Source organism: Streptomyces brevispora, assembly GCF_007829885.1.
Taxonomy (GTDB): Bacteria; Actinomycetota; Actinomycetes; order Streptomycetales; family Streptomycetaceae; genus Streptomyces; species Streptomyces brevispora.
The window spans coordinates 5065027-5077579 of record NZ_VIWW01000001.1 but is presented as its reverse complement, the minus strand read 5'-3'; the positions used below and the strand labels follow the sequence as shown (position 1 = coordinate 5077579).

Below are 12553 nucleotides of genomic sequence, written 5' to 3'. Positions count from 1 at the left end.
CGACCGGACCTCAGTCGCAGTCGCGGCAGATCGGCTGGCCGTTCTTCTCGCGGGCCAGCTGACTGCGGTGGTGCACGAGGAAGCAGCTCATGCACGTGAATTCGTCGGCCTGCTTGGGCAGGACCCTTACGGCCAGCTCTTCGTTGGACAGGTCTGCGCCGGGCAGCTCCAGTCCTTCTGCCGCGTCGAATTCGTCGACATCGACGGCCGAGGCCGTCTTGTCGCTCCGACGAGCCTTGAGCTCTTCAAGGCTGTCCTGATCGACGTCGTCGTCGGTCTTTCGTGGGGTGTCGTAATCCGTTGCCATGTCGCTCTCCCCCTCTGGGTGTCTGCGGTGTCTCAGCGCTCGTAACGCGTGAGAGGCCGGACTTGTGCCCGACCCGAGGCGGAGATTTTGCCTCACATCAAGGTCTGTTACTCAATCGACACCCAAAAGGACCGCTCTGGAGCGATCAGCTTGGGTGGCGATGGGGACCGTACACGGTCCCGGCGGCGTCGTTCGCAGGCGCCACCCCGTGTACTTCCCGTGATAATGGCCCCCGAAAACCCCGAATTTGCCGGTTTTCCGGTGGGAGCCTTGATAACGGAGCGTGGACGGCCCGAAATTCGCTCCTGTGATCGATCACACACGGATCTTCCGGGTTCAGGTCCCGAAAATTCCGCTCAAAGCGAACAAAATAATCCGCGTGCGAATCGCTTCGTCCGGCCTGTCAGACAGGAAGTGAGACGCGCATCACAAGACCACCGCCCTCGCGGGGCTCCGCGATGATACGGCCTCCGTGAGCGCGCGCGACGGACCGCGCGATCGACAGGCCGAGCCCCACCCCCTTGTCGCTGCCCGTCCGCTCCGTACGGAGCCGTGTGAAGGGCTCGAAGAGGTTGTCGATCTCGTAGCCGGGCACCACTGGACCCGTGTTCGAGACGACGAGCAGGGCCTGGCCCGGCAGAAGCTCGGTGGTGACCTCGACCCAGCCGCTGCCCGGGACGTTGTAGCGCACCGCGTTCTGTACGAGGTTCAGCGCGATCCGCTCCAGCAGCACGCCGTTGCCCTGGACCACGGCCGGGGCCAGCTCGCCGCGCATCTCCACGCCCTTGGCCTCGGCCTCGGCGCGCGTCTGGTCGAGGGCGCGCGAGGCGACCTCGGCGAGGTCGACGGGTTTGCGCTCGACGATCTGGTTGTCACTGCGGGCGAGCAGCAGCAGGCCCTCGACCAGCTGCTCACTGCGTTCGTTGGTGGCCAGCAGCGTCTTGCCGAGCTGCTTGAGCTCCGGGGGCGCCTGCGGATCGGAGAGGTGGACCTCCAGCAGCGTGCGGTTGATCGCCAGGGGCGTGCGCAGCTCGTGCGACGCGTTCCCGACGAACCGCTGCTGTGCGGTGAAGGCCCGCTCCAGCCGGACCAGCATGTCGTCGAAGGTGTCGGCGAGCTCCTTGAGCTCGTCGTCCGGACCGTCCAGCTCGATGCGCCTGGACAGATCCGTGCCGGCCACCCGGCGGGCGATGCGGGTGATCCGGCCCAGCGGCGAGAGCACCCGCCCCGCCATCGCGTAGCCGAACGCGAAGGCGATGACGCTCAGCCCCACGAGGGCCAGCAGCGACCGGTTGAGGAGGGTGTCGAGCGCCTGCTGGCGCTGGTGGTTGACGCAGGAGTTCATCGCCGCGTTGACGGCGTTCGGCGTGCTGCCCTCCCCCAGCAGGTTGCACACCTCACTGGAGACATGACCGTCGACGATCTTGAACGGCAGCTCGCTGCCCACGTGCAGGGCCTGCGCGGCCAGCATGTAGATGATCGACAGCAACAGGATGCCGGCGATCAGGAACATGCCGCCGTACAGCAGCGTGAGACGTATCCGGATGGTCGGGCGCAGCCACGGGTACGGGGGCTCCTGCTGTTTGGGCTCCCAGGTGGGTTTGGGGGGCGCCGTCGCGGGCGGCGGGACTGTGGGCACCGGCATCAGATCCGGTAACCCGAGCCGGGCACGGTGACGATCACCGGAGGCTCGCCGAGTTTGCGCCGCAGGGTCATGACGGTCACCCGGACGACGTTGGTGAACGGGTCGGTGTTCTCGTCCCAGGCCTTCTCCAGCAGCTGCTCGGCCGAGACCACGGCGCCCTCGCTGCGCATCAGGACCTCCAGCACCGCGAACTCCTTGGGCGCGAGCTGGACCTCCTGCTCGCCCCGGAATGCCTCCCGGCGGTTCGGGTCGAGCTTGATCCCGGCTCGCTCCAGGACGGGCGGCAGCGCGACGGTCGTGCGGCGCCCGAGAGCCCGCACCCGCGCGGTCAGCTCACTGAAGGCGAAGGGTTTGGGCAGATAGTCGTCGGCTCCGAGCTCCAGGCCCTCGACCCGGTCGCTGACGTCTCCGGAGGCGGTGAGCATGAGCACCCTGGTCGGCATGCCCAGCTCGACGATCCTGCGGCAGACGTCGTCGCCGTGCACCAGGGGGAGGTCCCGGTCCAGCACCACGACGTCGTAGTCGTTGACCTCGATGCGCTCCAGTGCCGCCGCACCGTCGTACACGACATCGACGGCCATGGCCTCCCGGCGCAATCCGGTGGCCACCGCATCGGCGAGCAGTTGCTCGTCCTCCACGACGAGTACGCGCACGGCGCTTCCTTCCTTAGAACTTCCACAACAGAGCTGCACAACGTTCGGAACAGACCGGCGGAACGTTCGAAACGGACCGGTGGCCCGTGATCCGGGCCGCACCCAGGCACGGTCTGTGCGCCTCCATCCTGCCCGTAACACGTATAAACCGGCGGTAAGACGGTGCGGTCCGACCTGCGACTTCCCGGAATGCAGCGGTTTCACGGGCCAGTTGAGGTTTCTTTGAGGGTTGGGCTGGGGAGGACGAATTCACACCCGCGATCACGTCTCGTATGTGGCGTGCCACTGGCCCCCTCCGTTCCCCCGGAGGATGCGTGATCACCCGCCCTACCGCCTCGGCGGAGGGAAACCCGGGCACACCCCCGTGCCACCGACCCACGATGAGGGGGCGCCTCATGGACGCTTTCACCGCAGGTCTGCTGCAACGCATCAAGACCACCGAGTCCGACCTCACGAAAGCCCGCGAGACGGGCGACGATTTCCTTGCGGACGTCGAGCAGAGCGAGCTGGAGGACCTGCACCGCCTCGCTGCCGAGCACGGAGTCCAGATCGGCGCCACAAGCGTCTGAGTCGTCACGAGAAGGCCCCGCAGTGCCGCATCGGCACCCGCGGGGCCTTCTTCGTTCCGGCGCCGCCCACGGTCCGCGCAGCGGCCCAGGGGCCGTCCTCGGAGAACGCCGCCGGATCGACACCGTCGAACTCGGCGCCTACCTCAACGGCTTCGACGTCGTGGTGCATGGCCGTGACCCCGCTCGCGGGGCATCGACGGTCGAGGCGATCAAGAAGGCCGGCAGCACGCAGGCCGGCGGTCACGGCGGTCACGGGCGGTTCGTCGCGGCCGATCTGAGCGTCGCAGCCGATGTCGAGCGGCTCGCCGCCGAGGCCGGCCGGGTCGACGTGCTGGTGAACAACGCCGGTATCGGGTGGTTCGGCGCCACCGCGGACCTCGACCCGGACACGTTCGACACGATGTTCGCGACCAACGTGCGTGCCGCCTACTACCTGGTGGCGGTCCTCACACCGGTATGGCCGAGCGCGGTACCGGCAACATCATCAACCTCGGCCGCATGGCGGGGCAGATCGGCCTGACGGCGGTGCCGCCTACAGTGCGACGAAGGCCGCGCTCGCGGCGCTCACACGTGCGTGGGCGGCGGAATTCAGCCCCAGCGGCGTACGCGTCAACACCATCGCCCCCGGCCCGGTGGTCACCGCGGCGGACCCCGAACTCATCGCGCAGCTGGGCAGCACCACGCTGCTCGACCGGCCGGCGCAGGCCAACGAGATCGCCGAGGTCATCGCGTTCCTGGCCTCCTCCGAGGCCAGTTACGTCACCGGCGCCGTGATCCCCGCAGACGGCGGGCGTTCCGCCGTCTGATGCTCCGACCGGGACAGGCCCTGATGCGGTGCCCCCAAGGCTCAGTCGTGCCAGGCGCCCAGTTCCTCCAGCAGGGACTGGAGCGGCTCGAAGACGCCCGGTGACGCGGCCACCGTCAGACCGCCGTCCGCGGCCTGCCCCGGCCGCCCGCCGGTGAGCGCGCCCGCCTCCCGCGCGATGAGGTCACCGGCCGCCAGGTCCCAGGGGTGGAGGCCACGCTCGTAGTAGCCGTCGAGGCGGCCCGCCGCGACGTCACAGAGGTCGATCGCGGCGGAGCCGCCGCGCCTGATGTCCCGCAGCCGCGGAATCAGCACACGTGCCACATCGGCCTGGTGCGCGCGGACGTCGGCGACGTAGTTGAAGCCGGTCGACACGAGCGCCTGGTCGAGCGGCGGGGCGGGCCGGCAGCGCAGGGCGGCCCCGTCCCCGTAGGCACCGCCCTTGGCGTACGCACCGGCGCCGAGGACCGCGTGATAGGTCTCGCGGCGCATCGGGACCTCCACCACGCCCACGACCCGCTCGCCGTCCCGTTCGGCGGCGACGGAGACGGCCCAGGTCGGCAGCCCGTACAGATAGTTCACGGTGCCGTCGAGCGGGTCGATCACCCAGCGGATGCCGCTGCTGCCCTCGGAGCTGGCGCCCTCCTCCCCGAGGAAGCCGTCCTCGGGGCGGTGCTCGGACAGGAAACCGGTGATCAGCTTCTCGGCGGCGATGTCCATCTCGGTGACGACGTCCACCGGGCTCGACTTGGTCGCGGCCACCCCCAGATCGGCGGGGCGGCCGTCGCGCAGCAGCTCACCGGCCCGGCGGGCGACGTCCAGGGCCAGGTCGAGCAGTTCGGACAGCAGGGGGTAGGTCACAGCGCTCCCAAGGGGGTGAGGGGTACGGGCCGGACAAAGGGCTTCGCGGACACGGCCTACGCGTACGGGCTGTCGGCGCCCGCGGCGGCCGGCCGGGCCGCGCGGGCCGGGCAGCAGCCGACCGGGCAGAGGTCGTGGCTCGCCCCGAGCGCCCCGAGGGCGCACCTCTCCCGGTCGAGGCCCCGTTCGGTGGCGGCGCGCTCCAGCACGAGGTCACGCACCGCGGCCGCGAACCGCGGATCGGCGCCGACGGTCGCGGACCGGCGCACCGGCAGGCCGAGCTCGGCGGCCTTCGCGGTGGCCTCGGTGTCGAGGTCGTAGAGGACCTCCATGTGGTCCGAGACGAAGCCGATGGGCGCCATCACCACGGCAGGGACGCCGTCGCTGCACAGCAGTTCCAGGTGCTCGCAGATATCGGGTTCGAGCCACGGAATGTGCGGGGCACCGCTGCGCGACTGGTAGACGAGCTGCCAGGAGTACGCGACACCGGTCCGTTCGCGGACGGCCTCGACGATCAGCCGTGCGACGTCGAGGTGCTCGGCGACGTACGCGCCGCCGTCTCCGTGCGCCTCCGGCGGGCCCGAGGCATCGGCCGCCGAGGTGGGGATGGAATGCGTGGTGAACACGAGACGCGCCCCGGTCCGCACGTCCTCGGGAAGGTCGGCCAGGGAGGCGAGAACGCCGTCCACCATCGGCTCGACGAAGCCGGGGTGGTTGAAATAGTGCCGCAGCTTGTCGACGCGCGGCACCGGCAGCCCTTCGGCCTCCAGGACGGCCAGTGACTCGGCGAGGTTCTCGCGGTACTGCCGGCAGCCGGAGTAGGAGGCGTAGGCGCTGGTCGCCAGGACGGCGATGCGGCGGTGCCCGTCCCGGGCCATCTCGCGCAGGGTGTCGGTCAGGTAGGGCGCCCAGTTGCGATTGCCCCAGTAGACCGGCAGATCGAGTCCGTGATCCGCGAAGTCCTTGCGCAGGGCGTCGAGCAGGGCCCTGTTCTGGCCGTTGATCGGGCTGACGCCGCCGAACAGGAAGTAGTGCTTGCCGACTTCCTTCAGCCGCTCCTCGGGGATACCCCGGCCGCGGGTCACGTTCGCCAGGAACGGAACCACGTCGTCCGGGCCTTCGGGTCCCCCGAAGGAGAGCAGCAGCAGGGCGTCGTAGGGAGCGGGCTCACGCAGATCGGACATGACACCGATCCTGCCACCCGCCCCCGGCTCCGCTCCCACCGACATCCGCCCCGCACACCCGCGGCCTCCCGCTCACGGGCGTCCCGCTCCGCCGCTACGGCCGCACCCGGGACGTCGCTGCCGATCATGGGTGAGGTCGTAAGCTGTATCGGCCACGTTCACCCCTGACACCGCGTGTGACCACGCGGTACCGGAGTCCCTCTTGCCCAATCCCTACCGCGAGATCTTCGCCGCCCCCGGCTCCAAGGGGTTCTCCTCGGCCGGTTTCTTCGGCCGGATGCCGCTGTCCATGATGGGCATCGGCGTGGTGACCATGGTTTCCGAGCTGACCGGCCGGTACGGCCTGGCGGGCGCGCTCTCCGCGACGCTGGCGATGTCGGCCGCGGTGGTGGGACCGCGGGTGTCCAGGCTGGTCGACCGGCACGGTCAGCGTCGGGTGCTGCGCCCGGTGACCCTCGTCGCCCTGGCTGCCGTGGCCGGTCTGCTGATCTGTGCGCAGCAGGGACTGGCGGACTGGACCCTGTTCGTGTTCGCGGCCGGCGCCGGCTACGTCCCCAGCGTCGGTTCGATGATCAGGGCCCGCTGGGCGGAGATCTACCGGAGCTCGCCCCGCCGGCTCCACACCGCGTACGCGTGGGAGTCGATCGTCGACGAGGTGTGCTTCATCTTCGGCCCGATCATCTCGATCGGTCTCTCCACCGCCTGGTTCCCCGAGGCCGGCCCGCTGCTGGCCGCCGGTTTCCTGCTGATCGGCGTCTTCTGGCTGACCGCTCAGCGGACCACCGAGCCGGTGCCGCATCCGCACACGCGGCACACCCGCGGTTCCGCGCTGTCGTCCCCCGGCCTCCAGGTGCTCGTGTGGACCTTCGTGGCGACCGGTGCGATCTTCGGGGCCGTCGACGTGGTGACGGTGGCCTTCGCCGATGAGCAGGGCCACAAGGCCGCGGCGAGCCTCGTACTGGCCGTCTACGCGCTGGGGTCCTGCCTCGCCGGGGCGGTCTTCGGCCTGCTGCATCTGAAGGGCAGGCCGTCCAGCCGGTGGCTGGTGGGAGTGTGCGCGATGGCCGTGAGTATGATCCCCCTCCAAATGGCCGGGAGCCTGCCGTTCCTGGCCGTGGCGCTCTTTGTCGCAGGCCTCGCCGTCGCACCGACGATGGTCACCACCATGGCTCTCGTCGAACAGCACGTACCGCGCACCAGACTGACCGAGGGCATGACCTGGACCAGTACCGGGCTCGCCGTAGGTGTGGCGCTCGGCTCCTCGGCCGCCGGCTGGGTGGTCGACGCGTCCGGGGCGAAGGCGGGGTACGCGGTGCCCGCCATGGCGGGAGCGCTCGCGGCCGCGGTGGCGTTCCTGGGGTATCGCCGGCTCAGTGGGCCGGTTCCTACCGAAGGGCGCGGGGAAGATGACCGACACCTACGCACGGACGACAACGGACGCGTGGCGTAACTGGGCGGGGAACGTCACCGCCCGTCCGGCACGGACCGTGTCGCCCGCCTCCGTGGACGAACTGGCCGAGGCGCTGCGCAGGGCGTCCGAGGACGGCCTGAAGGTGAAGCCGGTGGGCACAGGTCACTCCTTCACCGCGACCGCGGCCACCGACGGGCTGCTGATACGCCCCGATCTGCTCACCGGCATCCGGGAGATCGACCGTACGGCGATGACGGTGACGGTCGAGGCCGGCACCCCGCTGAAGCGCCTCAACACCGCGCTGGCCCGCGAGGGCCTCTCGCTCACCAACATGGGCGACATCATGGACCAGACGGTCGCCGGGGCGACCTCCACCGGCACCCACGGAACCGGCCGCGACTCGGCGTCGATATCCGCGCAGATCCGCGCCCTGGAGCTGGTCACGGCGGACGGTACGGTGCTGACCTGCTCGGCGACCGAGAACCCGGACGTCTTCGCCGTCGCCCGGATCGGGCTCGGCGCCCTGGGCGTCATCACGGCGATCACCTTCGCCGTGGAGCCGGTCTTCCTGCTGACCGCCCGCGAGGAGCCGATGGCCTTCGACAGGGTCACGGCCGACTTCGATCAGCTGGTGGCCGAGAACGAGCACTTCGAGTTCTACTGGTTCCCGCACACCGGCAACTGCAACACCAAGCGCAACAACCGCAGCGCGGGCCCCGCCGCCCCGCCCGGAAAGGTCAGCGGCTGGATCGAGGACGAGTTCCTCTCCAACGGCATCTTCCAGGCGGCCTGCTCGCTCGGCCGGGCGGTACCCGCCACGATCCCCTCGATCGCCAAGCTCTCCAGCCGCGCCCTGTCGGCCCGTACGTACACCGACATCCCGTACAAGGTGTTCACCAGCCCGCGCCGGGTGCGGTTCGTGGAGATGGAGTACGCCCTGCCGCGCGAGGCGGCCGTGGAGGCGCTGCGCGAGGTCAGGGCGATGGTTGAGCGTTCGCCGCTGCGGATCAGCTTCCCCGTGGAGGTGCGTACCGCGCCCGCCGACGACATAGCGCTCTCCACGGCCTCGGGCCGGGACAGCGCGTACATCGCCGTCCACCTGTACCGGGGCACGCCCTACCAGGCGTACTTCACGGCGGTGGAGCGGATCATGACCGCCCACGACGGCCGCCCCCACTGGGGCAAGGTCAACACCCGTGACGCCGCGTACCTGGCGGGGGTGTACCCCCGGTTCGGCGAGTTCGCCGCGGTCCGGGACCGGCTGGACCCGGACCGCCTCTTCACCAACGACTACCTGCGCCGGGTCCTGGGCGACTGATGATCGTGCCCGCTCACTGCCCGGTGTCCGTGGCGGCGGGTGCCCGGTCCTGCTGCGCCGGGGCGCTGCCCGTGCCGGCCAAGCCGGGGGCGGTGCTGCTGCCGTCACCGGTCGCCGAAGGCGTGGGCGTGGGCGACTGGTCCGGGCCGTCCTCCGCGGAGCCCGACGGGGTGGGGGTGGGTGTCGGGTCGGCCGTGGAGTTGTCCCCCCGGTCCGGCTCCGGGCTCCGGCTCGGTCCGTCCTGCGGGGCGGTGCCGGGCGTCGTGCCGTTGTCCTGGCCCGGGGTCGGCTCGTGGTCCGGGGCGGTGCTGCCCGACGGTGCGGGGTCGGCCGGAGCCCCTCCCGGCTCGCCGCGTACGACGGAGCCCACGGTCGTTCCCCGACCGCCGCTCAGGTCGTTGCCCGAGACCAGTTCGAACGTGGTGATCCCGGCCATCGAGACGGCGAACACCATGGCGGCGCCGAGCACCGAGCGCTTCCAACCGCGGATCCGGGTGCCGTGCGTGGTCGCCTGCGAGAACGCGTCCTCCCCGGTCCCGGGACCCGTCGCGAGCGGCCGGGCTCCGTCGAGCGCCGCGATCGGCCGGGTACGCCCGGGGTCGTCGGACACCCGGCGCAGGACGGTGGCGTCGTCCACGGCGCGCAGGATTGTTGTGGCGTCCGCGTCTTCGGGAGCGGTCACCGCGTCCACCCGGCGCAGGACCGTCGTGGCGTCCATCGTGCGCGGCACAGCGGTGGCGTCGGCGGATCCTTCCGCCTCCCGCACGGCGACATGCGTCTCGGGTGTCCCCCACGTCCCGTCCGCGTCACCGGCATCACGCGTCTGGCGCGTGTGCACGGTCACCTCGCGGTCCGGGTGCTTCACCTGGACCGTGACCTCGCGGATCTGTTCACCCGTACGGCGGAAGAAGTGCTGGAAGACCGAGCCGCCGCAGGTGGCCACGACGCTCATCACTCCGGCGCCGAGAATCGTTCCGTACACGCCCAGTTGTGAGGCCGCCACCGCCGCCGCGACCGCCGCCACGGCGCTGCCCGCGACCTGGGGCAAGCTGAGGTCTATCCGCCTTTCTCTGGGTTCTGTGTCACTTTCCGGCTTCTGCACCATTTCCAGCCCTTGATTGACATCTCTCCCACCATGCAACAACAAGGGACATATGAGCGAAGCCGATAGTTCCGTTTACGGTGATTCTGTGAAGCAGGACACGCAAGAGGGGCATCCCGCAGCCGGCCGGGTACTCAACTCCTGCGCCCCACGAGAACTTCGGCGGCGCGGCGGTCCACCCACATGGCCCGAATGGAGTACTGTGGCGAGCCCTGGGGCCGGACTCCCGCGTGGAAGTCCGGAACCTTCGGGAGGGGGCCGACGGAGGCACTCGATCCAGCGGCGTCACAGCATCGCACGGAGGCTGGCTACGCGGAGCGACCGACGGTCACTTTGCGTTGCGCAAGAGGTCACCGTGCCACACTGGCGATCAAGGGCTCACGCCCGACACGCCGGGCAACACGGCAATGTTGTGGCAGGCTGCGGTCGGGCAGGCCACACTCGACTAGCGGAAGCAGCGACGCACGTGACGTCGGCAGGCACCACCCGGGAGGTTCCCATGCCCGAACTGCGTGTCGTGGCCGTCTCCAACGACGGCACACGACTGGTGCTCAAGGCTGCGGACAGCACGGAGTACACGCTTCCGATCGACGAGCGGCTTCGAGCCGCCGTGCGCAACGACCGCGCGCGGCTCGGCCAGATCGAGATCGAGGTGGAGAGCCACCTCCGTCCCCGCGACATCCAGGCCCGGATACGAGCCGGTGCCTCGGCGGAGGAAGTCGCTCAGTTCGCCGGGATTCCGGTCGACCGTGTCCGCCGCTTCGAGGGCCCCGTGCTCGCGGAGCGCGCCTTCATGGCCGAGCGGGCCCGCAAGACTCCCGTGCGCCGTCCCGGCGAGAACGCCGGCCCCCAGCTCGGCGAGGCCGTGCAGGAACGCCTCCTGCTGCGCGGCGCCGACAAGGAAACCGTTCAGTGGGACTCCTGGCGCCGCGACGACGGCACCTGGGAGGTCCTCCTGGTGTACCGGGTCGCCGGCGAGCCGCACTCGGCGAGCTGGACGTACGACGCCCCGCGCCGGCTCGTCCAGGCAGTGGACGACGAGGCGCGCTCGCTGATCGGCGAGACCGACGACGTCGCCGCGCCCGAACCCAGCTTCCCGTTCGTCCCCCGGATCGCCCGGCTGCCGCGCGATCGGCCGCTGGACCGCGCCCTCGACCGTCAGATGGAGCGCCCCGCCCCGCCTCCGCCCCCGGAGCCCGAGGAGCGCATCGGCGGGGTCACGGCGAGCGAACGCGATTCGCTCACCAGTCTTCTGGAGGCCGTACCCAGCTTCCGCGGCGACATGGTCGTACCGGAGCGGCCCTCGCCGCCCGAGCCCCCGGCGCTGGAACCGGCCGTGCACGAGCCGGAGGCCGAGAAGCCGCCCGCCCCGGCGGCTTCCGCGGGCGCGGGTGCCGCTTACGCGGATGTGCTGATGCCTCGCGCGGTCGCCGGTCACCGTGACCGGCTGACCGGGACGACGGACCGCCAGGCCGAGGCGGACGGCGTCCGGCCGGGCCGCCGGGCCGCGGTGCCGAGCTGGGACGAGATCGTCTTCGGCACACGCCGCAAGAAGCAGGACTGAACCGGGTGACCGCAGCGTGACGGGGGCCCGTACGCAATCGTGTACGGGCCCCTGCGCGCTGCCCGGACGTAACCCGTGGCGGCGTTTCCCGCCTGCCGTCCCGTTGTCGGGAGCGACCGTCCCGTTACCGAGAACAGCCGTCTCCTTACCGCGGGCGGCCGTTCCGTTACTGGGGGTCCGGTCCCGTGGCGACCGGACGGGACTCGTCGCCCGACCACTGCGACCAGGAGCCCGCGTAGAGAGCGGCCCGGTATCCGGCGATCTCCAGCGCCAGCACCTCATGGGCACCGGAGACGCCCGAGCCGCAGTAGACGCCGACATCCACGGTGTCCCTCTCGGCGCCCAGCCCGGCAAAGCGGGCGGCCAGCGCGTCGGCGGCCAGGAAGCGCCCGTCCGGGCCGACATTCTCGGCCGTGGGGGCCGAGACCGCGCCGGGGATGTGCCCGCCCACCCGGTCGATCGGCTCCACATCGCCCCGGTAACGCTCGGCCGCGCGCGCGTCGAACAGCAGGCCCGAACGCGCCAGGGCCGCCGCCCCGTCCGCGTCCAGCAGCGGCAGCGCACCCGGCTCGGGGGCGAAGTCGCCCTCGGCGGGGACCGGGGTCTCCTTCGACAGCTCGCCGGTCCAGGCGGCGAGACCGCCGTCCAGCACCCGGACGTCCCGGTGCCCCGTCCAGCGCAGCAGCCACCAGGCGCGGGAGGCCGCCCAGCCCTGGCCGCCGTCGTACACGATCACCGCACTGTCCCGGTCGACCCCTGCGCGGCGCATCACCGCACCGAATTCCGCCGGGTCCGGAAGCGGGTGACGGCCGCCGCTGCCCGCCGGCCCGGCGAGTTCCGCGTCGAGATCGACAAAGACCGCCCCGGGAATGTGCCCGGCCTCGTAGTCGGGCCGCCCGTGCGGGCCGCCCAGTTGCCAACGTACGTCCAGGAGCACCGGCGGACGTGGCTCCGTCGACTCGCTCATACATTCGGATGCGGAGATGATGGGCTTCATGGGAGCCATCCTCGCGCAGTCGCATGCCTACCCGTAACAACAACGAAACGGCTGTACCGCAACAAATGGGACCTCGTCCGTCGAGATCGAGGAAAGTGCGGCGCGGCCGGGGCGCATCAGGCGCCGGGTGGTGCAAG

General features: G+C 70.8%; 13 protein-coding genes. 6 read left to right on the top strand and 7 right to left on the bottom strand.

Translation table 11 applies throughout. The features are described from left to right. Positions 1-10 precede the first annotated feature (10 nt). The 3 genes from FHX80_RS23530 to FHX80_RS23520 form a co-directional block, all read right to left on the bottom strand. Positions 11-307: a DUF4193 domain-containing protein gene (locus tag FHX80_RS23530; protein WP_003965732.1), complete on the bottom strand. Its 297-nt coding sequence runs from the start codon at positions 305-307 to the stop codon at positions 11-13. Between the two features lie 403 nt (positions 308-710). After that, positions 711-1946 carry a sensor histidine kinase gene (locus FHX80_RS23525; protein WP_375883522.1) on the bottom strand — a complete coding sequence of 412 codons (1236 nt, stop codon included), beginning with the start codon at positions 1944-1946 and terminating at the stop codon, positions 711-713. Positions 1947-1951: 5 nt separating this feature from the next. Then, positions 1952-2605, bottom strand: coding sequence for a response regulator transcription factor (locus FHX80_RS23520; protein WP_145766021.1), 654 nt, complete (start codon positions 2603-2605; stop codon positions 1952-1954). A 395-nt stretch (positions 2606-3000) separates the two neighbouring features. On the opposite strand from FHX80_RS23520, the gene FHX80_RS34795 reads away from it, so the two are divergent. From FHX80_RS34795 to FHX80_RS36430, 3 genes are read left to right on the top strand one after another with little or no spacing between them, the layout of a single operon-like run. Then, positions 3001-3174, top strand: a complete 174-nt coding sequence (locus tag FHX80_RS34795; RefSeq protein ID WP_167523603.1) for a hypothetical protein — start codon at positions 3001-3003, stop codon at positions 3172-3174. A 22-nt stretch (positions 3175-3196) separates the two neighbouring features. Continuing rightward, the gene (locus FHX80_RS36435) at positions 3197-3694 is read left to right on the top strand and encodes an SDR family NAD(P)-dependent oxidoreductase (RefSeq protein ID WP_280118760.1); all 498 of its coding nucleotides are present in this window, start codon (positions 3197-3199) and stop codon (positions 3692-3694) included. After that, a complete protein-coding gene (locus FHX80_RS36430) occupies positions 3594-3980 on the top strand; it encodes an SDR family NAD(P)-dependent oxidoreductase (protein ID WP_280118759.1) in 387 nt (128 codons plus the stop codon). The genes FHX80_RS36435 and FHX80_RS36430 overlap by 101 nt, the downstream gene beginning before the upstream one ends. Before the next feature lie 41 nt (positions 3981-4021). Here FHX80_RS36430 and FHX80_RS23510 read toward each other — a convergent pair whose 3' ends face one another. Continuing rightward, complete coding sequence (locus tag FHX80_RS23510) at positions 4022-4840, bottom strand: inositol monophosphatase family protein (protein ID WP_145766020.1); 819 nt, start codon at positions 4838-4840, stop codon at positions 4022-4024. Between the two features lie 56 nt (positions 4841-4896). After that, entirely contained in the window at positions 4897-6024 is a 1128-nt protein-coding gene (locus tag FHX80_RS23505) for a ferrochelatase (RefSeq protein ID WP_145766019.1), read from the bottom strand. Positions 6025-6226: 202 nt separating this feature from the next. On the opposite strand from FHX80_RS23505, the gene FHX80_RS23500 reads away from it, so the two are divergent. Together FHX80_RS23500 and FHX80_RS23495 are read left to right on the top strand one after the other, a co-directional pair. Continuing rightward, positions 6227-7474: an MFS transporter gene (locus FHX80_RS23500; protein ID WP_145766018.1), complete on the top strand. Its 1248-nt coding sequence runs from the start codon at positions 6227-6229 to the stop codon at positions 7472-7474. Next, entirely contained in the window at positions 7431-8753 is a 1323-nt protein-coding gene (locus tag FHX80_RS23495; RefSeq protein WP_145766017.1) for a D-arabinono-1,4-lactone oxidase, read from the top strand. Before FHX80_RS23500 ends, FHX80_RS23495 begins: the two co-directional genes overlap by 44 nt. Before the next feature lie 13 nt (positions 8754-8766). Here the strand turns inward: FHX80_RS23495 and FHX80_RS23490 are convergent, their stop codons facing one another. Continuing rightward, complete coding sequence (locus FHX80_RS23490) at positions 8767-9858, bottom strand: hypothetical protein (protein ID WP_145766016.1); 1092 nt, start codon at positions 9856-9858, stop codon at positions 8767-8769. A gap of 496 nt (positions 9859-10354) precedes the next feature. Between FHX80_RS23490 and sepH the strand changes: the two genes are divergently transcribed. Next, positions 10355-11419, top strand: coding sequence for a septation protein SepH (gene sepH / locus FHX80_RS23485; RefSeq protein WP_145766015.1), 1065 nt, complete (start codon positions 10355-10357; stop codon positions 11417-11419). Between the two features lie 166 nt (positions 11420-11585). On the opposite strand, the gene FHX80_RS23480 is transcribed toward sepH, so the two are convergent. Further along, complete coding sequence (locus FHX80_RS23480; protein ID WP_145766014.1) at positions 11586-12416, bottom strand: sulfurtransferase; 831 nt, start codon at positions 12414-12416, stop codon at positions 11586-11588. Positions 12417-12553: the final 137 nt, after the last annotated feature.